This window comes from Phenylobacterium sp., assembly GCF_013911965.1.
GTDB lineage: Bacteria > Pseudomonadota > Alphaproteobacteria > Caulobacterales > Caulobacteraceae > Phenylobacterium.
In genome coordinates this window covers 58,774-78,637 of sequence record NZ_JACESE010000012.1, presented here as the reverse complement: position 1 = coordinate 78,637, position 19,864 = coordinate 58,774, and the positions used below count along the sequence as shown (strand labels likewise).

The 19,864-nt window shown below is 64.5% G+C and carries 18 protein-coding genes; 3 read left to right on the top strand and 15 right to left on the bottom strand.

What is annotated here, in order from left to right; all coding sequences use genetic code 11:
• Position 1 precedes the first annotated feature (1 nt).
• The 9 genes from H2041_RS13300 to galE form a co-directional block, all read right to left on the bottom strand.
• Complete coding sequence (locus H2041_RS13300) at positions 2–1,063, bottom strand: polysaccharide pyruvyl transferase family protein (RefSeq protein WP_293413349.1); 1,062 nt, start codon at positions 1,061–1,063, stop codon at positions 2–4.
• Positions 1,063–1,575: a glycosyltransferase family 4 protein gene (locus H2041_RS13295; RefSeq protein ID WP_293413438.1), complete on the bottom strand. Its 513-nt coding sequence runs from the start codon at positions 1,573–1,575 to the stop codon at positions 1,063–1,065. The genes H2041_RS13300 and H2041_RS13295 overlap by 1 nt, the downstream gene beginning before the upstream one ends.
• 569 nt (positions 1,576–2,144) lie before the next feature.
• The gene (locus tag H2041_RS13290) at positions 2,145–3,230 is read right to left on the bottom strand and encodes a polysaccharide pyruvyl transferase family protein (protein WP_293413347.1); all 1,086 of its coding nucleotides are present in this window, start codon (positions 3,228–3,230) and stop codon (positions 2,145–2,147) included.
• The gene (locus H2041_RS13285) at positions 3,205–4,482 is read right to left on the bottom strand and encodes a glycosyltransferase family 4 protein (protein ID WP_293413346.1); all 1,278 of its coding nucleotides are present in this window, start codon (positions 4,480–4,482) and stop codon (positions 3,205–3,207) included. Before H2041_RS13285 ends, H2041_RS13290 begins: the two co-directional genes overlap by 26 nt.
• Position 4,483: 1 nt before the next feature.
• Positions 4,484–5,446 (bottom strand): GDP-L-fucose synthase, encoded by a 963-nt coding sequence (locus H2041_RS13280; RefSeq protein ID WP_293413345.1) that lies wholly within the window; start codon positions 5,444–5,446, stop codon positions 4,484–4,486.
• A complete protein-coding gene (gene gmd / locus H2041_RS13275; RefSeq protein ID WP_293413344.1) occupies positions 5,436–6,506 on the bottom strand; it encodes a GDP-mannose 4,6-dehydratase in 1,071 nt (356 codons plus the stop codon). Before gmd ends, H2041_RS13280 begins: the two co-directional genes overlap by 11 nt.
• Positions 6,507–6,535: 29 nt before the next feature.
• On the bottom strand, positions 6,536–7,282 hold the full coding sequence (locus H2041_RS13270; protein WP_293413342.1) for a 3'(2'),5'-bisphosphate nucleotidase CysQ: 747 nt from the start codon (positions 7,280–7,282) through the stop codon (positions 6,536–6,538).
• A gap of 86 nt (positions 7,283–7,368) precedes the next feature.
• Entirely contained in the window at positions 7,369–7,998 is a 630-nt protein-coding gene (locus tag H2041_RS13265) for a sugar transferase (RefSeq protein WP_293413341.1), read from the bottom strand.
• Between the two features lie 246 nt (positions 7,999–8,244).
• Positions 8,245–9,243 carry a UDP-glucose 4-epimerase GalE gene (gene galE / locus H2041_RS13260; protein WP_293413339.1) on the bottom strand — a complete coding sequence of 333 codons (999 nt, stop codon included), beginning with the start codon at positions 9,241–9,243 and terminating at the stop codon, positions 8,245–8,247.
• A gap of 196 nt (positions 9,244–9,439) precedes the next feature.
• Here galE and H2041_RS13255 point away from each other — a divergent pair, with 196 nt between their 5' ends.
• On the top strand, positions 9,440–9,724 hold the full coding sequence (locus tag H2041_RS13255; RefSeq protein ID WP_293413337.1) for a hypothetical protein: 285 nt from the start codon (positions 9,440–9,442) through the stop codon (positions 9,722–9,724).
• Positions 9,725–9,740: 16 nt separating this feature from the next.
• On the opposite strand, the gene H2041_RS13250 is transcribed toward H2041_RS13255, so the two are convergent.
• The 6 genes from H2041_RS13250 to H2041_RS13225 all read right to left on the bottom strand — a co-directional run bounded on the left by H2041_RS13250 (position 9,741) and on the right by H2041_RS13225 (position 16,909).
• On the bottom strand, positions 9,741–11,966 hold the full coding sequence (locus H2041_RS13250) for a Wzz/FepE/Etk N-terminal domain-containing protein (RefSeq protein ID WP_293413335.1): 2,226 nt from the start codon (positions 11,964–11,966) through the stop codon (positions 9,741–9,743).
• 147 nt (positions 11,967–12,113) lie between these two features.
• Positions 12,114–13,370, bottom strand: coding sequence for an outer membrane beta-barrel protein (locus H2041_RS13245; protein WP_293413333.1), 1,257 nt, complete (start codon positions 13,368–13,370; stop codon positions 12,114–12,116).
• A gap of 138 nt (positions 13,371–13,508) precedes the next feature.
• Positions 13,509–14,003, bottom strand: a complete 495-nt coding sequence (locus tag H2041_RS13240; protein ID WP_293413331.1) for a hypothetical protein — start codon at positions 14,001–14,003, stop codon at positions 13,509–13,511.
• Positions 14,004–14,120: 117 nt separating this feature from the next.
• The gene (locus tag H2041_RS13235; RefSeq protein ID WP_293413329.1) at positions 14,121–14,699 is read right to left on the bottom strand and encodes a hypothetical protein; all 579 of its coding nucleotides are present in this window, start codon (positions 14,697–14,699) and stop codon (positions 14,121–14,123) included.
• Positions 14,696–16,048 carry an O-antigen ligase gene (locus H2041_RS13230; protein WP_293413327.1) on the bottom strand — a complete coding sequence of 451 codons (1,353 nt, stop codon included), beginning with the start codon at positions 16,046–16,048 and terminating at the stop codon, positions 14,696–14,698. The genes H2041_RS13235 and H2041_RS13230 overlap by 4 nt, the downstream gene beginning before the upstream one ends.
• A gap of 39 nt (positions 16,049–16,087) precedes the next feature.
• Positions 16,088–16,909 carry a transglutaminase-like cysteine peptidase gene (locus H2041_RS13225; RefSeq protein WP_293413325.1) on the bottom strand — a complete coding sequence of 274 codons (822 nt, stop codon included), beginning with the start codon at positions 16,907–16,909 and terminating at the stop codon, positions 16,088–16,090.
• A 468-nt stretch (positions 16,910–17,377) separates the two neighbouring features.
• Here H2041_RS13225 and H2041_RS13220 point away from each other — a divergent pair, with 468 nt between their 5' ends.
• Positions 17,378–17,935, top strand: coding sequence for a polysaccharide biosynthesis/export family protein (locus tag H2041_RS13220; protein ID WP_293413324.1), 558 nt, complete (start codon positions 17,378–17,380; stop codon positions 17,933–17,935).
• A 158-nt stretch (positions 17,936–18,093) separates the two neighbouring features.
• On the top strand, positions 18,094–19,398 hold the full coding sequence (locus H2041_RS13215; protein WP_293413323.1) for a UDP-glucose/GDP-mannose dehydrogenase family protein: 1,305 nt from the start codon (positions 18,094–18,096) through the stop codon (positions 19,396–19,398).
• Positions 19,399–19,864 lie beyond the last annotated feature (466 nt).

Sequence of the window (19,864 nt, the reverse complement as noted above, 5' to 3'; positions counted from 1 at the left end):
TTCAACGCTCCCCAAAAGCATCTCGGAAGATACTGACGAGTCTGCCTCTGTTCTCAAGAATGCGCTTTGAGATCGTATCGATCTTCGCTTTATTCTCGACGGCCAACAAATTCATATCGCCGTATCCGCTGCTATCATCTATGGAGCGAAGGTCATAAGATGCCGAGAAGTCGCGAACTTTCTCGCTTATCGATATGGGCACCACGCTTGATCCACAAATCAGCCCTATTATAAGCGGGTGCATACGCGAAGACACCACGAGTGCTGCCTTTGAGTAGAGCTCTACCGCCATCTCCGCCGTTCGAAGGGCAACGGTTTCGACGCCGCGTACTTCTGATGCGATTACGCTCAGTAGGCCGTGATCAAATGCCGATCTAACATCATGCGCAACGACTATAATCTTATGCTGTGGGTATCGGCTCGCCACTGCTATAGTTAGATCGATTGTTTCCTTTGGTGAAAGGTGTTGTTCGGTCGGGTGGTGATGAATAGCTACGACCACCCGATCTCTCTCTATTTGCGATCGACCGATTACGCCCGAGAGTACAACATCGGGAGCTATTGAGATTTCTTCCTCTCTGCACCCAATTGCCAATAGATCGCGCTTTGAATGTGCGTCTCTAACATAAACGGAGTTGCAAATCCGGACCAAAATATTCGCGAAGAGAGAGGATAGAAAGTACTTATGGACACGATTTGTCCCGACCCCGATCATCAATACTCTGCCTCCCGTGACCCGCGCTAGCGCCGCGCAAGATGTCATGAACATCAAATACAAGGGTACACGAGAGCCGTTTATTATTTGTCCTCCGCCTATGATGAGGTCGCGCGAAATGCAAAGCGCGGCGGAGGAAACTATATTTCTCGCTGTCGAAAACGAAGAGAATTCGCTCCGATAAATTTCGACAGCGTCGGGAGTAATATTTGACGACAGGGAAATAACATTTTTGTCTCGGCCGGTATCGGCGATATCAATTAGCTTGGATATCGAGGAAAGGATTGCCTCGTCTCCGGCGTTATTTCCGCCAAAAGCCCCGATTATGGTTGTCGAGCGTCGACGCATCAGAGTTCACCAATCAATTCATCAATTTCCCGAGACGAATGATTGAGCAAGTAATCGAATCTCTCGCGCGCGAGCGCTCGCTTCTCTCTCATTGTTGACATGGCATCGGATATAAAGGCGGCGGCAGCCTCAACATAGTCGTCTGTTGGTGGGATGGCTAGTCCGCCACCCCCTTCTGCGTCGCTACCGATGCAGCATCTGTCAAAGGCAATTACAGGCACACCGAACGACATCGCTTCGAGGTTAACAATGCCTTGGGTCTCGTTATGGTATCGGGTTGGAAACAGGAAGAAGTCGATTTCCCTAAAGAACGAGTCCTTTTCGGCGCCGGATACAAACCCGTGAAGGATGATCTTTTCACCATGCTTTTTTATCGCTGCTTCAATGTGTTTTCTAGCATCGGGTTCGATTGAACCGGCAAGGTGAAGATGTGCGGTAAAGCCTTCTTTCTGCAATCGCTCCAGTAGGGTAATGCATTCGATGATGCCCTTCGCCTCGCTCAAGCGAGACATGTGGCCGAGACGTATTATTTGCTGGCTCGCTCGCGAGAGCATTAACTCTTCGATCGGCGGAGGCTTCACGAACCTGATGTTGGATAGAGCAGTCGTCCGTTTTACATTTGGATACTGGTTACGTAGAGCATCGCCCATACGCGGGCATATACAGATGTGGTTGGCTGAAGCGCCTGCTAGCAATGCCAGTGAGCGGCCTAGGATGTTGGGCGATGATATGTGCCCGTAGGTGTGATGGTGTAGATGAATGCGCCCACCACGTAGCCGGGCCGCGGCTACATAGACGCACGTGATTGCCATGCCCCTATTGGCGTCAACTGAGATATAGTAGGACCGTCCGCGACGCCCTAAGAGTATCTTTGTGATCGCGAAAGCAGCGCGGCGTGCTCGAACCAAAACGTTAGTTGATGTTGAGGCGGTGGATCCCCGGATGGTGTTGAGCACCACAAGGGGGAGTCCAGAGTCTCTACAAGCGTCAAGCAGCAACTTGGTGGCAAACGATTGTCCACTTGTAGGTGGGGGGAGAGGGCCAATAAAATAGACAGGAGCTTCGTCGCGTTCTCGGCCGATCATATGTGTTTCCTCAGCCAGGCCACTTCCTTCTGGCGCTCTTCCTCCAGCCAAGCGAGATCGATAGAGATGGGCCGCGTGCGGATGTCATGCGCGCCAACGCGGCCGAACAGGGCTTGGCGGGGCGAGGGGGTGAAGAGCATCGCCTCGCGCCCGTAGGCGAGCGCCGCCACGCAGGCATGAACGCGGTCGGCCAGGACAAGGTCGGCGTTGGCGTAGATATTGAAATAGGTCCAGGGCTCATCTGACGCCACAGCGTTCGGGTGCTGATAAATCTTGTACGTCATGTGCGGATTGACCCGGTGCTCCGGCCGAATGACCATCAGGCCATCTATCTCCGTGGGCAGCTTCCGCCTGTCGAGCAGGTGCCCGAGATAGGCCTGCACCTTACTGCGGTGGGCCAACTTGGAAGGAAGGGCGGGTATTTCCAGGCTCCAGACCTTGCCGTTCCGCTCGAAGCTGAAGTCCGCGCCAGCCTTGGCGCTGGCAGCTATCGTGATCGTCGGCTCGATGTAGCGGTCGAAGTTGAGCGCGACGTACGGAGGGGCTGTAAAGCCGAAAGGAGTGTAGGCCTTTGGCGCAAAGAAGGCGGAGTCCATTCCGTCAAAGAGCGGGATTTTGAGTCCCCAACTCCTAATCTGCTCATAGCTGCGCGTGTCACGCGTGCTGATCAGAGCCGGCGGAAATTCCTCGAGAAAGGCTTTGGCGGCTGCATACTCTTCATCGCGGAACTTGAAGAACGCCGCGCCGATCAGGAGGATTTTCGTGCCACGCGCGGCGAGCGCCTGAAAGGTCGGCCGCCAGAGTTTGGCGTAGCCGGTCGTCAGCAGCGGGCCCTGTAGGACGATGTAGTCCACATCAAGGAATCGAAGGAGCTCGATATCATTGTCCGGGTTGCCCTTCGATTGATCATGGAAGGTCCGGTAGCCCGGCTGATCTTGGATGAAGGCGACGTTTCCCGCTCCAAAGACCTGCTCCAGGATCCACTTCCCGCCGATGTTGAAGAAGGCGTTACCGATATTCTGTCCCCAGAAACCTGATACGAGGGCGACGCGGGGCTTAGGAACGAGTGTGGCGGAGGTCATCGGTTCTGGTGCTCGCGAGGGAGGAAGATCGATCGGCGGCGGCCTCTGGCCGGCGAAGGAGTGTGCTGAGTTTCGCCATGACGACTGATGTGTCGGCATGGGCCTCCACATAGGCCCGGCCCGCGGTGGCCGCCCTCTGACGCTGCGCTGGATCCGCCAGCAGAGTCTCGACGGCGTCGGCGAAGGCGGCCGCATCGTCTGGCGGGGCGCAGACGAACGCGCCCGTCTCGGCGGCAAGCTGGGCGAGAGTGGATCCCGGCTGTGCGGTGGCGACGAAGGTGCGCCCCGCCGCCATGATCGAAAATATCTTGCTGGGCACTGCGAAATCGCCGCCGCTGGCGATCTGGGGCACCAGATGCAGATGAGCCTCCGCCAGGGACCTGCCGATCTGGTCGCGCGGAACGAGATCCTGGATGTCCAGATTGTCCAGCCGCCGTTCGGCGGCCTCGGCGATCAACTCGTCTCGCATAGCCCCGCCGCCGCGAACGATGATCCGGGCGGGGCTGCCCCGCCGCTTCAGCTCGGCGGCGAGATCCAGCACCTGGCCCAGGCCCTGCTTGCGCCCCAGATTGCCGCTGTACATCAACGTGGGCACGCCGCCTGGTTCCTGCGCTGGGCGGATGAACTGGGCATTGACCATCGGGGGCTGGATCTCAATGGGCCGCCGAACGCCCATGGCGCGCAGGTGCCGCTTCATCTCCTCCGAAAGGACGATGATCGCGTCGGGACGGTTAAGGGTCCAGCGCTCCAGGGCGCGCAGGATCGGCATGAGGGCGCGGGTCAGGCCGCCTCCCAAGGCCGAGCCGAGGCCCGACTGGATGTCATGGACCACGGCCACGTGCCGGCCGCCGCCCGCCTTAAGTGGTAGAGCGCCGAAAACGGTGAAGATCGACGGGCTTAGCGAGATGAGGGCTGGTCTGGCGCTGAGGCGCCCGGCTATGCGCGCGGCCACCAAGCGGAACATGAAGGCCAACTCGGGTCCCATTCGCGCCAAAAGGCCGCCGCCGCGAACCGGCGCGGTTGGGAAGCGCCGCACCTGCACGCCGGCCTCAACAGCCTGATCGTGCTGGCCCTGCTCATAGCCGGGGAAGATCCGCTCCCCCGGATAGTTGGGGCGGACGGTGACCACCTCTGTGGCGAAGCCGTTGGCAGCGAACCATTCAGCCATTTCCTGCATTGGCGGCGCGCTGCCGGTCGGCTCGGGCGCATAGTGCCGCGTCACAATCAGCAGGGTGGGGGCGGGGGCGCTCAATTCAAGCGCCCTTCACCACGCCGTCCTGAGACAGGAACCAAGCGTAGGTCTCCGCCAGGCCGGACTCCAGGGTGATGCTTGGAGCCCACCCGCTGGCCCGCAGCTTGTCGGCGAGCATCAGCTTTCGGGGTGTCCCATCAGGCTTCGAGAGGTCGTGGACGATCTTGCCCTTAAACCCGACGATGTCGCAGACCAGCTGGGTCAGCTCCAGGATGGTGACGTCTTCACCCGAGCCGACATTCACATGCTCGTCTCCCGAATAGACCTGCATGAGGTGGACCAGGGCGTCGGCGCAGTCGTCGACGTGCAGGAACTCGCGGCGCACCTGACCGGTCCCCCACATCACGATCTCCTGCCGCCCCTCCTGCTTCGCGTCGTGCGCTTTACGCAACAGCGCCGGAACCACGTGGCTGCTCTGCAGATCGAAGTTGTCGCCGGGCCCATAGAGGTTCGTCGGCATGGCGGAGATGTAGTCCCGCCCATACTGGCGCCGGTAGGCCTGGGCCAGCTTAATCCCTGCGATCTTCGCAATCGCGTACCACTCGTTGGTGGGCTCCAGCGGCCCGGTCAGCAGCGCTGTCTCGGGGATCGGCTGGGGGGCGAGCTTCGGATAGATGCAACTGGAGCCGAGAAAGAGCAGCTTCTCTACATCTGCCCGATGCGCCGCCTCTGTGACGTTCGCCGCAATCATCAGGTTGTCGTAGAGAAAGTCGGCGGGATAGGTGTCGTTCGCGAGGATTCCGCCGACCTTGGCGGCCGCCATGAACACACAGTCTGGCCGCTGGGCGGCGACCCACTGACGAGTGCTCACCTGATCCATGAGGTCGAGTTCGTCGCGGCGCGCTGTGAGAACTTCGCAGTCCTCACGCGCCAGTCGCCGGACAATCGCCCCGCCAACCATTCCGCGATGGCCAGCGACCCAGACCCGCTTGCCCTTCAGGCTGTAGCCCCGATCAGTCGGCATTGCGGCGACGCTCAGCGGCGACGGTGACGAGGTCCTGCTGGACCATTTCGGCGCAAAGGTCGGCCCAGTTGGTCTCATGAGACCAGCCGAGCTTCTCTCGCGCCTTCGTGGGATCGCCGATCAGCAGTTCGACCTCCGTCGGTCGGAAGTAGCGTGGATCGACCTCGACAAGCACGCGGCCGGTCTTGGCGTCCCGCCCCCGTTCCTCCACACCGGATCCCTCCCAGGCGATCTGGATTCCGATCTGTGAAAAGGCGTGGGTGACGAAGTCACGAACAAGCGTGGTTTCGCCGGTGGCCAGTACGTAGTCGTCGGGTTCGTCCTGCTGCATCATGAGCCACATGCCTCGGACGTATTCCCGAGCATGTCCCCAGTCGCGCTTGGCATCCAGATTTCCGAGGTAGAGCTTGTCCTGGAAGCCGTGATGGATCGCAGCCACGGCGCGCGTGATCTTCCGCGTCACAAAGGTTTCGCCGCGGAGCGGACTTTCGTGATTGAACAGGATGCCGTTCGAGGCGTGCATCCCATAGGCCTCTCGGTAGTTCACGACGATCCAGTAGGCGTAGAGCTTTGCGGCTGCATATGGGCTGCGCGGATAGAAGGGCGTGGTCTCGCTTTGCGGGACCTCCTGCACCTTGCCGTAGAGCTCAGAAGTCGACGCCTGGTAGAAGCGTGTTGTCTTCTCCATGCCAAGAATGCGGATCGCCTCGAGCAAACGCAACGCACCTGTGGCGTCGGCGTTCGAGGTGTACTCTGGCGTTTCAAAGCTAACCTGGACGTGGCTCTGAGCCGCCAGGTTGTAAATCTCGTCAGGCTGCGTCTGCTGAACAATCCGGATCAAGTTCGTTGAGTCCGTCATGTCGCCGTAGTGCAAAATGAACCGCTGCTCCGGCTCATGCGGATCCTGATACAAGTGTTCGATGCGCCCCGTGTTAAACGAAGAGGATCGACGCTTGATACCGTGGACGATGTAGCCCTTCTCCAGAAGCAGTTCTGCGAGATATGTTCCGTCCTGCCCCGTGATGCCGGTGACGAGAGCGACTTTCTTTTTCGACGCCATTCTTGGACTTCCAACTGGAGCGTTGAGGGCTATGCGCGCAGCACCGCCATCAGGCGGTCCTTGATTTCGGGCCGGCAGACGACGAGGTCGGGCATATAGGTGTCGCGCTGATTGTAGATCATAGGCGAGCCGTCCAGGCGCGAGACGTGGAGGCCCGCGGCCTGGGCGACGGCGACGGGTGCGGCGGAGTCCCACTCGTATTGGCCGCCGGCATGGACGTAGGCATGGGCCTCGCCGCGGACGACGGCCATAGTCTTGGCGCCGGCAGAGCCCATGGGGACGAGCTCGGCGCCCAGAGACTCCGCCGCTCGAGTCGCGACCTCAGGGGGGCGGCTGCGGCTGACCAGGATCTTCAGAGGACCCGGGATTTCAGGCAGTTGCGGCGGCGCCGCTGTGTCGAGGACCAGACCCAGAGCGGGCAGGGCGACGGCGCCGACGACGGCGGTTCCATCGACAGCGAGAGCGACGTGGATCGCCCAGTCTGCGCGCCCCTCCGAGTACTCCCGCGTGCCGTCCAGCGGGTCGATGATCCAGACCCGCGAACGTTCCAGCCGGGCGACATCGTCAGCGGCTTCTTCCGAGAGGACCGCGTCGTACGGCCGTAAGGCGGCCAGCGAGCCGGCGAGGAACTGCTGGCCGACCGCATCGCCCAGGCTCCCAAGCGGCTTGCCGGTGATCTCTGTCAGTTCACGGGCCTTCAGCAGGAGTTCGCCAGCCTGGTGCGCCAGCCGGCTGGCCAGCTGGGCGTCCTCGTCAAGATCGTAAGCTTGAGACATCGAAAACCAGGCCCCCGCCCTGGCGACTTAGAACTGGCCTCGTATAGGGCGGCCAAAATGGAGTGGGTGTATCGCCCTGCCGGCGCTCAGTAGGACCCGCTGCGTAGCAGGACCGCCGGAATGGTCGCGCTCATGATCTGGAGATAGCGGCGCACACCGTTGGTCCGGGCAAAGAGCACATCCAGCGCCACTCGCCGACGGTAAGAGACGTCGTTACGTCCGTTCACCTGCCAAAGACCCGTCACGCCCGGCTTCACCGAGCAGTAGTAGGGGAACCAGCGACCGTAGCGGACGATCTCGGCGGTGACGATCGGGCGAGGCCCGACCAGGCTCATCTCGCCCTTCAGCACGTTGAAGAGCTGCGGCAGTTCATCGAGGCTCGACTTACGCAGGAAGGCGCCGAGCGCGGTGATCCGCGGATCCTTGCGCAGCTTGTGATCGGCTTCCCATTCCCGGCGGGCTTCCGGATCACGGGCCAGCAGGGCGTTGAGACGCGCCTCGGCGTCCACGACCATGCTGCGGAACTTCAGGCACTTGAAGGATCGGCCGCCCTGGCCGATGCGCGAGTGGCCGAAGAGTGCGGGGCCGCCGTCCTGCATCTTGATGAGGCCCGCAATGACCAGCATCAACGGCGCGACGAAGATCAGCACGGCGAGCGCAATCATCACGTCGAGGACTCGGCAGAGGTCAAGGCTCAGCTTCTTGCCGCCCCTCATCCGCCCACGGTGGAAATGCCGCGTCTCCCCGGCAAGGCCCCCTAGAGCCGTGCTTTCGAGTGTGATGTCCTTCGTCCCGGAAAGATACACGCTGCAGCCCCTTACGGTTGTCGCGGTCTTTACCCTGCGAATTTACTGCCATCCAGCAGTTTCATCGCATGGTTGAGAGAAGTTATTGCGTCAGTGGCCATGGGCGCCACCCCGCTAGGCGCCCGAACTGTGCACTGCAACAACAATTCAGCAGCCTCAGGCGGTCTGAAGCGGCTTGTCGGCGATCAGGCCGGAGCTGTGCCACCGCCAGGCGCTCTCAAGAATCGCTTCCAGCCCATATTGGGGCCGCCAGCCGAGGACCCGGCCGGCCTTGCCGTTGTCGGCCACCAGCGCCGGAGCGTCGCCCTCCCGCCGTGCGACCCGTTCGACCTCGAAGGGCCGGCCGGACACATCTGCGATCGCCTTGATGAGTTCCGCCACCGTCGAGCCCGTGCCTGTGCCCAGGTTGAAGACGTCCGAGCCGCCGCCGGCGAGGAGGCGCCGAAGCGCAAGAACGTGCGCATCGGCTAGGTCCAGGACGTGGATATAGTCGCGCACGGCGGTTCCATCGCGGGTGGGATAGTCGGTTCCGAAGAGCTTGAATCCGCCCTGGCCCCCCATGGCCGCGCGAATGGCGAGGGGGATGGCGTGGGTCTCGGGGTCGTGCCACTCACCGATCCGGCCCTCGAAATCGGCGCCCGCGGCGTTGAAGTAGCGCAGAACGATCGAGCGGAATCCCAGATGGCGGTCGAAGTCCTGCAGGATCTGCTCCACCATCAGCTTGCTGCGGCCATAGGGGTTGAGCGGCGCCTGCGGATGGGTTTCGTCCATCGGGATCTGGCGCGGTTCGCCGTAGGTGGCGCAGGTCGAGGAGAAAACCAGCTTATCGACCCCGGCGCGCCGGGCGGCCTCGATCAGGCAAAGGGCGCCGGCGACATTGTTGTCGTAGAAGCGGTCCGGATGCTTCACCGACTCGCCCACCTCGATCAGGGCGGCGAAGTGAAGGACCGCGGCGGGTTGATGACGAGCGAAGACGTCGTCGAGCCGCTTGGCGTCGCGAATATCGCCCTTTTCGAACGGGCCCCAGCGCACGAAGGCTTCGTGGCCGTTGCTCAAATTATCATAGACGACCGGCTCGAAGCCGGCCTCTGAAAGCCTAAGGCAGGTGTGCGAGCCGACATAGCCGGCGCCGCCGGTGACCAGGATCTTCTGCATGGGCGGGAGCCTCTTGAGCAAACCGGTGGACTCTACTGGCAGACTCGTCAGCCGATCTTGTCGGGCACAAGACGAAAACAAGACAGGAGCCCATCGGCGCGCCGCGTGAGCTGACGTGTTCGAGTCGGCGATCTGCGGAGACGGTTTGTTAGGCGCCGCCTGATATCACCCACCGGACTGTCGGGAGGATCCGGACATGGGCGCGAAGCCGAAACTCGAAGCCGCAGAAGCGAGCGATCGTCTTCTTTCACCTCAACCTGCTCCAAAGGCGCCCGCGCGTCTCGCGGCCGACGGCGATCCCGCCAGCGAGAGCCCCGCGCGCCGCCTGCAGGAACAACTGGAATGGTCGCTTCTCGACGAGGCGGGCGTTCCGGACCGATGGTCCGGGCGCCGGACCGCCGCCTTCGTGGTCGTCACCTGCGGGTCCTTCTGGATCGCCGCGGCCCTGCTCGTCCGGCTGACCGCCCGCGCCTTGGGTTAGGGCGCGGGCCTCAGGCTCAGCTGACGTAGTACTTCTTGTACTCCGCATAGTAGTAGCCCGGGTCGCCGTAGCCGTACTTCGACTGCTGCTTCATGTCGACCTGGGTGAGCGCCACGCCGCCCAGATGGGCGCCCGTTCCGAGCAGCTGCCGGAAGGCGGCTTCGATCGCGTGCTGAGGCGTCTTGCGCCAGCGCGCCAGGAACACCACGGCGTCGGCCTTGGGCGCCAGCACCCGGGTATCGGCCACGGGCAGGACCGGCGCGGTGTCCAGCACCACCAGATCGTAGTTGCGGCGCAGCTCGTCGAGCAGCCGGTCCATGGCCGGCGAGCCGAACACGTCCCTCGCGGTGACACTGGTGTTGGCCAGCGGCAGCAGGCGCATGCCCGTCGCCGGGTCGGTGGCCACCACCTGGTCGAGAGAGGCCTCGCCCGCCAGCACTTCGATCAGGCCGATGGACGGATCCTTGCCCATCAGGCGATTGACCGAGCGACGCCGAAGATCGCAGTCGACCACGATCACGCGGTGGCCCTGCAGCGCGGCCGACCGGGCGAGGCAGACCGACGTCGTCGTCTTGCCTTCGCCGGGCAGGGCGGAGGTCACCGCCACCACGTTCACCGGCTCGCCGAGGCGCGAATAGATCACCGAGGCGCGCAAGTTCCGGAAGGCTTCGGCGAAACTCGAGAGCGGTTTCTCGACCACATAGTCGACTGGCGATCCTGCGCGACCTTCGGCCACGGAGGAGAGCAGGGGGATGGCGCCGAGATAGGAGACATCCAGGCGCTGCTCGACATCCTCAGCCGTCGCCAGGCCGGCATCCAGCATCTCGGCGAGCACGACGGCGCCGACGCCGGCGCCCAGGGCCAGGACGAGGCCCAGCGCGAGGTTCAGCGGAACCTTCGGCGAGCTCTGTCCCGTCGGGATGGTCGCGTTGGAGACCACGCGGGCGTCAGACTGTTCGATGCCCTGCTGCGTGCTCGTCTCCTTGTAGCGGTTCAGATAGCTCTCATAGAGGGTGCGGGAGGCCTCGGCCGTCCGTTCGAGTTCGTTGAGGCGCACCATGGCCTGGTTGTTGCCGGCGAGCGTGCCGCGGGCATTCGATAGGCTGCCGGCGATGGCGGCGGCGCGCTGGCGCGAGACCTGAACCTGAGCCTCGAGATTGGAGATGATGCGCTGAATCTCGGCCTGGATCTGAGCGTCGATGTCGGTCAGCTGCCGCCGGGCGGTCAGCATTTCCGGGTGGCGCTCACCATAGCGGCCCTGGAGGTCCGCGACCTTTGAGCTCACCTCGGCGCGTTGTTGCCGAAGTTGTTGGATCACCGGCGAGCTGAGCGCCTCGCCCACGTCGTCGCCCGTCGACCCGCTGGCGAGTTGACGGCGTGCGGTGGCGAGCCGCGCCTCATCTTCGGCCACTTGGGCCCGGGCGTCGGCCAAACTTTGATTGTAGCTCGAAATCTCCTGTTCGGTGAGGGTCGCGCCCTCCGCGCTCAGGAGGTTGTTGGCGATCTTGTACTGCTGGACGGCCGCCTCGTCGGCCAGCACCTGGTCGCGCAGGCTGTCCAGGCGCGTATTCAACCATTCGGTCGCCTGCTGCGTGGCCTCGAACTTCGCCTCCAGCTGCTCAAGCAGGTAGAGTTCGGCGAACTTGTTGGCGATCGTCGCCGCCTTCGTCGGGCTCTCGGACTCGAACGAGACATTGATCACATAGGTCAGGCCGGAGCGGCGGACGGACAGGTGCGAAAGCACGTTGTCGACGACGCGCTCCTGCGCCTTCTGCTCGGCGACGGCGCCGTCCTGCGCCTCTTCAGGCGTCAGGGCCGAAAGGGCGCCGGAAATGGCGCCCTTGATCGCGCCGATCGGGCCGGTGGTCCGCAGGGCGGGATTGAACTCGGGGTCCTTGTCCAGCTGCAGGGCGTGGACCACGCGTTCGGCCAGGCGTCGGGACTTGAGGATCTCCACCTCGGTGTCGACGACGCTGGAGTCGGCCGGGAGCCCGGAGAGCACGGCCTCGACGTTCACCACCTGCTCTTGGCGGGTGTCGAGCATGACATTGGCCGTCGCCGTGTACATCGGCGTCGCGGTCAGCGTCACGAGGACCACGGCCACAAAGACGACCAGCGCCACGGCGCCGAAGAGGCGCATGCGGCGGCGGAACATGTTCGCCAGACGCCGCAGGTCGAACTGCTCGGCCAGGCCCCCGCCCATGCGGCGCTGCGCCCCCAGACCGCCATCGTCATCCGTCATCGGATCAGCGGCCGGTGGATTGTGTACGTTCATCGAACTGATGTCCCGAAACTGGCTTTGGACTCATTTGGTGCAAAGCCGAGGCCACGAATAGGCCGATCTACGCCGGGAAGATGGCGGCCGCACGCGAGCGCGGCCGCCGTGGGATCAGAATTGCAGGGTCAGGGTCGCGCCGACCTTGTTGACCTTGAAGTCCTGCCCACCGCCAGCGCCGGCGGAGTCCTGGTCGAAATAGCTGTAGCCGACCGTCACGCCCACGTGGCGATTGAGCAGATAGGTGCCGCTCAGGCCGGCGGTGAGGCGATCATCCTCGCGATCGATGCCCTCGTAGTCGTCGTTCCCGTAGGCCACCTGGCCGGTGAGGATGACGTTGCGCATCAGCTCGTGGTCCACCTGGGCGCCGACATTGGTCGACAGGTAGCCGGACGAGCCCACGATGCCGCTGTCTTCCACCGTCCGCGAGCCCGTCAGCGTGACGGTCGTCAGCTGCGTCGGGAACCACTCGACCTGGGCGCGGGCGCCGAGGCCGTCGATGTCGTTGAACGCCGGGTCATCGAACTCTTGGCTGATGTAGCCGACCCCGATTTCGCCGCGGGTCAGGGCGCCAAGCTCGAAGTTGGCGCCGACCAGGGCTTGCACGCCCTCGGAGTCCCGCGTCAGCGTCACCGCCGGCGGGGCGAGGTCATACTCGCGCCAGTTCTTGCTCAGTTCCAGGAACAAAGCGGTCGCCGGGCTGACGGCATAATCGGCCCGAGCCGTGATCGCCTGAACGTCGCGGTCGCGATCGTCCTGCTCCACGACAACGCCGCCGGCGGTGCGACCATCCTCGTAGTCGTACTTGCGGTAGTCGTAGCGGGCCGAGAGCTTGAGGCGGTTGAACTCGCGCACGCCGGCCAGGCTCGCCGAGGTGAGATCGTACTGGATCGGCGATTCCGAGGCGATCGGCGAGCTCGACGAGGTCCGGGGCTCGGTCAGCTGAGCCCAGTCCACGCCGGCCGAGACGGTGGCTGAACGCAGGACGTCGAGGCGGCCAGCGGCGCCGAGGGCGTAGTCCTCGGTGTCTTCGGAATCGAAGTCCTGAAAGCGATTGATGGTGGCCCGTCCGTAGGCGGACAGAAGATGGCGGGACCAGTTGGAGGTGATGTTCACCTCCGGCTGCACGCGCCAGATCATGTCGTCGATCTCGCCGGTGCTGGTCGCGTAAATGTTGTCGTTGTGCTCGGCTGTCAGCGACAGCTTCGGATACGCCATGAAGGCGCCGAGCGGCACTCCGATCGCCTCATAGCCTTCGCGCGGCCGCTGCCGAACGCTGATGTTACGGTCCCGCGCAAAGCTGCTGTCGGCGCCCTGGTTGAGCGCGCTCCGCACCGTTTGCGCTTCAGCCGCCTGGGAGAAGCCGGCCACGGCAATCACAGCTGCGCTGGCCGCAAGAACTCGCTTGTCCGCCGTCACGTCGACACCTCGGTCAGAAGGGCGCGCCGGTGCGGCGCGCAGATATGGGATGGGAGACGGGCGAGGCGCGGCGCCTCGCCCGAAGTGGCATTACGGATAGACGACGCCGCCGCCGCCGCCGCCGCCGCCCGCCGCCGGCGGGGCGCCGGTCGCCGTGCCGCCGGCCGGACCGCCGGTGGCGCCAGGGGCGGCGCCAGGCGTGTTCATCGCCAGTTGGACGGCCTGTTGCGTCGAGGCGAAGGCCGCCGAAACCGCCGGCGAAGCAATGCCGGCTTGGGCGAGGCTCGCCTGGGCCTGGGTCAGGGCCACGGCGGCCACTTCCGGCGCGACGCCGCTCTCGGCGATCGCAGCCTCCATGGCGGCTTCGACCGCGGCTTCCTGAGCTTCCGCCGGCTGACCCGCGGTGGCCGCGAGCGCTTGCTGCACCGCAGCGGCGATGGACTCGGCCAGGGCGGCGGCTTGCGCTTCCTGGGTCGCGCTCAACTGGGCCGCGGCCGTCGTGGCGGTGAAGGCGACGGCGCCGATGGCGGCGGTCGACGCGAGAGCGCGCGCAACGGCGCTGATGCCGATCATCTTGAGGCTCATGGCGCCTCTCCTCAAATGTTCTTCGGGCGACATTGCCCTTGTGACTTAAAGTCACAGACATCGCCGTTTCTCAAGGGGATTCTATAGAAGGTTTAGTAACGTGTCGTTTCTGCACGCTCACTTCGCGCCCAGATTGAGCCGAGCCGCCCGTTCTTCGCGCATCCGCTGCGCCCAAAGCACCCCGGGCAGCCGCCCAACTGGATTCGTCACCCCCAGAAGAGTAGTTCGCATCTCGCGATACCGGCTTGTGCGCGCGAATGCTAGAGCTTCGGCTCTGACGCGGGCACGGGTCTCGGGCGTCAGCGACTGCCAGTTCTCCAGGGCGAAGCCGACACGCCAAACCGCCACATACTGATCGAACGGCAGGAGTTCGTAGGAGCGGGTGAACGCCGCTGCGCCGTCCTTATCCAGTCGCCCGTCTTCGGCGGCGTCGATATAGGCGAGCCGCAGCCAGGCCGAGGGGTCGTAGGGCGATTGGCGCAAGGCGCGCCAGGTGGCGGAGCGGGCCGCGGCAAAGTCCGGCGGCGTGAGGCCGAGCGCGCGGTTGGCCGCGGTGTTTTCCGCCACAGCCAGGCGAATGGGCGCCTCACCCCTGCGGGAAGGCGCCTGCGAAATGAGCAGGGCGACGCACAGCGCCACCGTCGTCGTCGCCAGAAGGCCCGCCAAGGCCAGGACCGTCACGCGCGCCCGGCTCATCTCTGCGATCCTTGCGAAAGACCGAACTGCAGCCCGAGCAGATAGCTCCACATCATCGCCATCGATGGCGTCTGCAAGGCGAAGTCCGACAGGCCATGAACGATGAAGACCATGTCGGCTGCGATGAGGGCGAAAAGGATCTGCGTCATGCGGCTTCGCCGCAGACCGCGGACGCTCGCCGTCAAGATGATCAAGCCGATACAGGCGAACATGGCCGCGGCCATGAACACGCCGGTCTCCTCAAGCCATTGAATATAGACGTTGTGCGTCGCTCGAACCCGCCAGAGCGCCTCTACCGAGCTGCTGTCGAGCAGGGTCCGATGGATGGTGTCGAACGTACCGAGCCCGTAGCCAGACCACGGCGAGGCGAGGAAGGCGTTCCAGTGCAGCCGGAAAAGGTCCGCCCGCGAGAGGGCGTCTTCTTCGACGCGCGTGAAGCGTGCCATCAGCGTTTCGCCGAAGAGGGCGACGGCGAGCGCCAGGGCGACGGCGCCGGCGAGGAGGACCAGGCTCGCACGCGTCCATTTGAGGCGTCCGGCCCAGGCGAGAAGCACGAACAGAGCGGCGACGGCGGCGGCGCTGGCGAGCGCCGCGCCGCGCGAGGCGGTCATCAGAAGGCACGCCAGAAGTATGAGGAGTGCGGCCCAGTAGCCCGGCGCGGCCTGCAGGGCCGTTGCGGCCGAGCGCCCTCTGAGGCGGCGCAGCAGCGGACCCAGCACCACCACCGAGGCGAGCGCGAAAAACGTCCCGGCGGTGTTCGGGCTCATCAGCGTCCCCTCAAGCCGGCCGTTCTGGCTCTGATGGATGCTCCCGGTTACGAACCCGATGAAGGCGTAGGCCCCGAAGGCGGCGGCCGCCAGTATGAAGAGGTTGACCGCCGTACGGGCGCGTTCATCCGACGCCCCGGTGGTGACGCCGACAAGGAACAGGCAAGCAAGGCCGAGCAGCTTGGCCAGCTCGAGCAGGGTCGCTGACCGGTCGATGGTGGCCGCCCCAGGTCGGACGCCCACGAAGTCCCAGACCGGGTGCGCTCCCCCGGGGGCGTAAGGGGTGAGCGAGAGGCCCCCCAGGACCATCACGATCAGGAACAGGCCCCCCGGCGCGAGCAGGCCCCGGATGCGCAGCAGGTCGCGGCGCAGCGCCGGCGTCGCCAGGCAGACCAGCAGCAGGGCCGCCGACGCCGTTGCGCCGATCAGGGCCGGGATGGCGAGCAGGGCGCCAAAGGCGAGATGGCCGGCGAAGACGAGGGCGATGGCGGCGAGCGCAAGGCCAAAGCCTTGCGGCGGCGGCCAAAGGCGAGCGCGCTCGCTCTCGGTCTCGGCGTCCCCGCTTCGCCTTCTCGCCGCCAACGCCGTGTCTCCGTCGAATCTCTGCTGCGGCACTAAGACTTAGCGACCGCCGCCCGGCAAGGACCGGCTGGCCAGGGTGAGAGGAAGGCCGTCCTCCACATTGGCCCAGCGGAAGGCGCTGCCCGCGACCTGCCGCTCGTGCCAACGCAGATTGGCCTTGCGCCACGGCACGATCCAAGGGGTCGTGTTGTCGAGGACGTACTCGCCTTGGTCGGTGGCGACGAGCAGGACGGCGTGGGCTTCGCCCCAGCTCGTCGTCACGACCGCGATGGAAAGGGCGCTGGCCGGCAGGCCGGACTCTATCAGGGCGCGCTTCTTCTCCAGCACATAGTCTTCGCAGTCGCCGGCGGCGACGCCTTCCGCCAACGGCGTGGTCCAGAAGTCGATGCGGCCGTAGTGGGCGATGTCGGTCTTTCGCGCGATGGCCCGGTTCACCTTGTCATTCACCCGATTGAGGGTGGACCAAAGGCTCGGCGTCATGGCCGGCGCCGGGGCGACCTCCGACGGCGAGGTGAGGGGCAGGACCGCGTTCTGGAAGGTCGCCGGCGCGACTTTCCCGCTCCACGCCAGGGTCTCTCCGCCTTCCAACCCTGACGCAGACCGATCAGCTTTCAGGGCGACGGCGTCGGACTTCTCGGCGCGGGCCGCGGCGAAGTGGGCCGACCAGTCATAGCGGGCCGCCGGCAGCGGCGCGGCCAGGGCTTCGCGCCGGCGTCGCGCCTCCTCGAAGGCGTGCGACCAGGAGACGCTCTGGACGCCCACAGCGGCCGTCGCCACCGGGTTGTTGCGCTTCCGGCCTTGGACGAAGCGCGCCTCGGCGGCGTTGCGTTGAGCAAGCTCGGTCGTAGCGACCGTTCGCACGACCTCGGCGGGCGCTCCGCCGCACTCGGACGGAAGGCGTTGGCAGAATTCCAGGAACGCTGTCGGCGGGGCCGCCGCTTCTCCGAGGCGCATCGGAGCGCTCGGCTCCGGCATGGTCGCGCAGGCTGATAGAGTAAACGCGGCAATAACTGTAATGCCGCTGGTAAATAGAGTCTTTCTAGACGCCACCACATCACCCCCTTCTGGAGTTATTGTGGTGCTCGTTTACGATGAAGCCGATTAAGTCTTGCTGTAGTTTCTTGGTGTAATTTCTACAACCAAACGTGCTTTCGCTGAGTTTAACCTTGAGACAGCGTGAATTCAGATTTTACTGTTTGTAAGTGTTGTGTTTCGAGTTTGTTATCCATGCCGCCAGGCTTGGGAGTTTCCAGTTTGGTTGCGCTGCGGTAGAAAGCGTCCCTGAGGGACACGGATAAATTTCGGAGCTTGGAGTAGATGCGGAGAGTTATGTCCCTGCTGGCCCTGGCGGCTGTGACGCTGTGGGCGGTGGCCGCGCCTGGAGGCGTCGCGGCGCAAGATGTGAGCGCCGCCGAGGTTCGTGTCGTGCCGGATTACCGGATGGGCTCGGGCGACAAGATCCGCGTGATCACCTTTGGCGAAGAGGCGCTGACCGGGGAGTTTTTCGTCGGCGGCTCGGGAAATGTCTCGCTGCCGCTCGTGGGAGAGGTGAAGGCCGCCGGGCTCACCATTCCTGAATTCCAGACCGCCATCGAGACGGTGCTGAAGGACGGCTATCTGAAGGACCCGCGCGTAAGCGTCGAGGTCCTGAACTACCGGCCCTTCTATATCCTCGGCGAGGTGGAGACCCCGGGCGAGTACCCGTACACCAACGGGCTTTCGGTGCTGAACGCCGTCGCCACCGCCGGCGGCTTCACCTATCGCGCCAACACCCGCCGAGTGTTCATCAAGCGGGCGGACTCTTCGCTTGAGCGGGAATATCCGCTCACCCCCCAAACGCCCGTGGCGCCCGGCGACACCATCCGCATCACCGAACGGTTCTTCTGATCCGACCGATCGGCGGGCCCGTGATCATTCGCGGGTCCGACTGTGGTCGGCGTTGAACCGAGTCCGCCGGTCAAGGCTTCACCTTGCCAGGGGGCGCAACCCAGACCAAAGGGAGCGCCGAGATGGCCATGATCGGCCGGTGAAGGAGGGGTGCGTCGATGCAAGTTGCGATGATCGGCACCGGTTATGTGGGCCTCGTGAGCGGGGCCTGCTTTGCCGATTTTGGCCATGTGGTGACGTGCATCGACAAGGATGCGGGCAAGATCGAGCGGCTGCGCTCGGGCGGCATCCCGATCTACGAGCCGGGGCTGGACGTGCTGGTGGCGCGCAATGTGGCGGCGGGGCGGCTGTTCTTCGAGACCGAGGCGGCCAAGGCGGTGCGCGAGGCCGATGCGGTGTTCATCGCGGTGGGCACGCCCTCGCGGCGCGGCGACGGGCACGCGGACCTCTCCTATGTCTATGCGGCGGCCGAGGAGATCGCCGACCTGATGGACGGCTTCACCGTGGTGGTCACCAAGTCCACCGTCCCGGTGGGCACGGGCGATGAGATCGAGAAGATCATCAAGGCCCGCCGGCCCGATGCGCAGTTCGCGGTGGTCTCCAACCCGGAGTTCCTGCGCGAAGGCGCGGCCATCGAGGACTTCAAGCGGCCCGACCGGGTGGTGGTGGGGCTGGAGGACGAGCGGGCCCGCCCGGTGATGAGCGAGCTCTACCGGCCGCTCTTTCTGAACGAGACGCCGATCGTCTTCACCGGCCGCCGGACGAGCGAACTGATCAAGTATGCGGCCAACGCCTTCCTGGCCATGAAGATCACCTTCATCAACGAGATGGCCGACCTCTGCGAAGCGGTGGGCGCCGACGTGCAGCACGTGGCCCGCGGCATCGGACTGGACGGCCGCATCGGCGGCAAGTTCCTGAACGCCGGCCCGGGCTATGGCGGCTCGTGCTTCCCCAAGGACACGCTGGCCCTGGTGCGCACCGCCACCGACTTCGGCGCGCCGGTGGAGTTGATCGAGACCACCGTCCGCGTCAACGACCAGCGCAAGAAGGCCATGGCCCGCAAGGTGGTCCAGGCCATGGGCGGGGATGTGAAGGGCAAGAAGATCGGCGTGCTGGGCCTGACCTTCAAACCCAATACCGACGACATGCGCGATGCGCCGAGCCTCGACATCATCCCGGCCCTTCAGGCCCTGGGCGCCCAGGTCACCGCCTTCGACCCCGAAGGCGACAAGGAGGCCCGCCACCTGCTGCCCGGCGTCGACTTCGCTGCCGATCCCTACGCCGTGGCCAAGGACGCCGAGGCCGTGGTCATCATCACCGAATGGGACCAGTTCCGGGCGCTCGACCTCGACCGCCTCAAGGCCGACATGACCACCCCGCTGCTGGTCGACCTCCGGAATATCTACAAGCCTGCCGACATGCGTCAGGAAGGCTTCCAGTATGTCAGCATCGGGCGTCCCTAGGGGACGAAGGTTGGGCAGGCGCCCAGTCTGGCCAGGTTTACGCCCGATCTGAGAACGCCCAGCCTTGAGCTTGGCCGTGTCTTCACCCTTTCCTGGGGCTGGAAGTCATCTCGGGCGGCAGGCGATCAAAACATGGCCCACCTTGCGATGCGGCGGTCCCACCCTGCAGGGCGCGTCCTCGCCCTGGGGCGACTCATGGGCCTCGGACTTGTCTGGCTGGCGAGCCTTCCCCTCATCACCGTGGCCGCCGGCGCAGGCTCTTTGCTGTCGGCTGTCCGGAAGCGGTCGTAGCGGTCGCCATGCGGGCGACCAACTGGGGAGGGCGCCGCGGCGTAAGGTCCGAATTCCCTTCAGCTTCGTCCTGCGGGCGCCGCATCTGCGCCGTCTCTGCAGGAAATGAACTTTCGCTGCGGCGCATGGTTTGCACTTGGCCTCGCACGCATTATGGACTTGTTCATATTCGGAC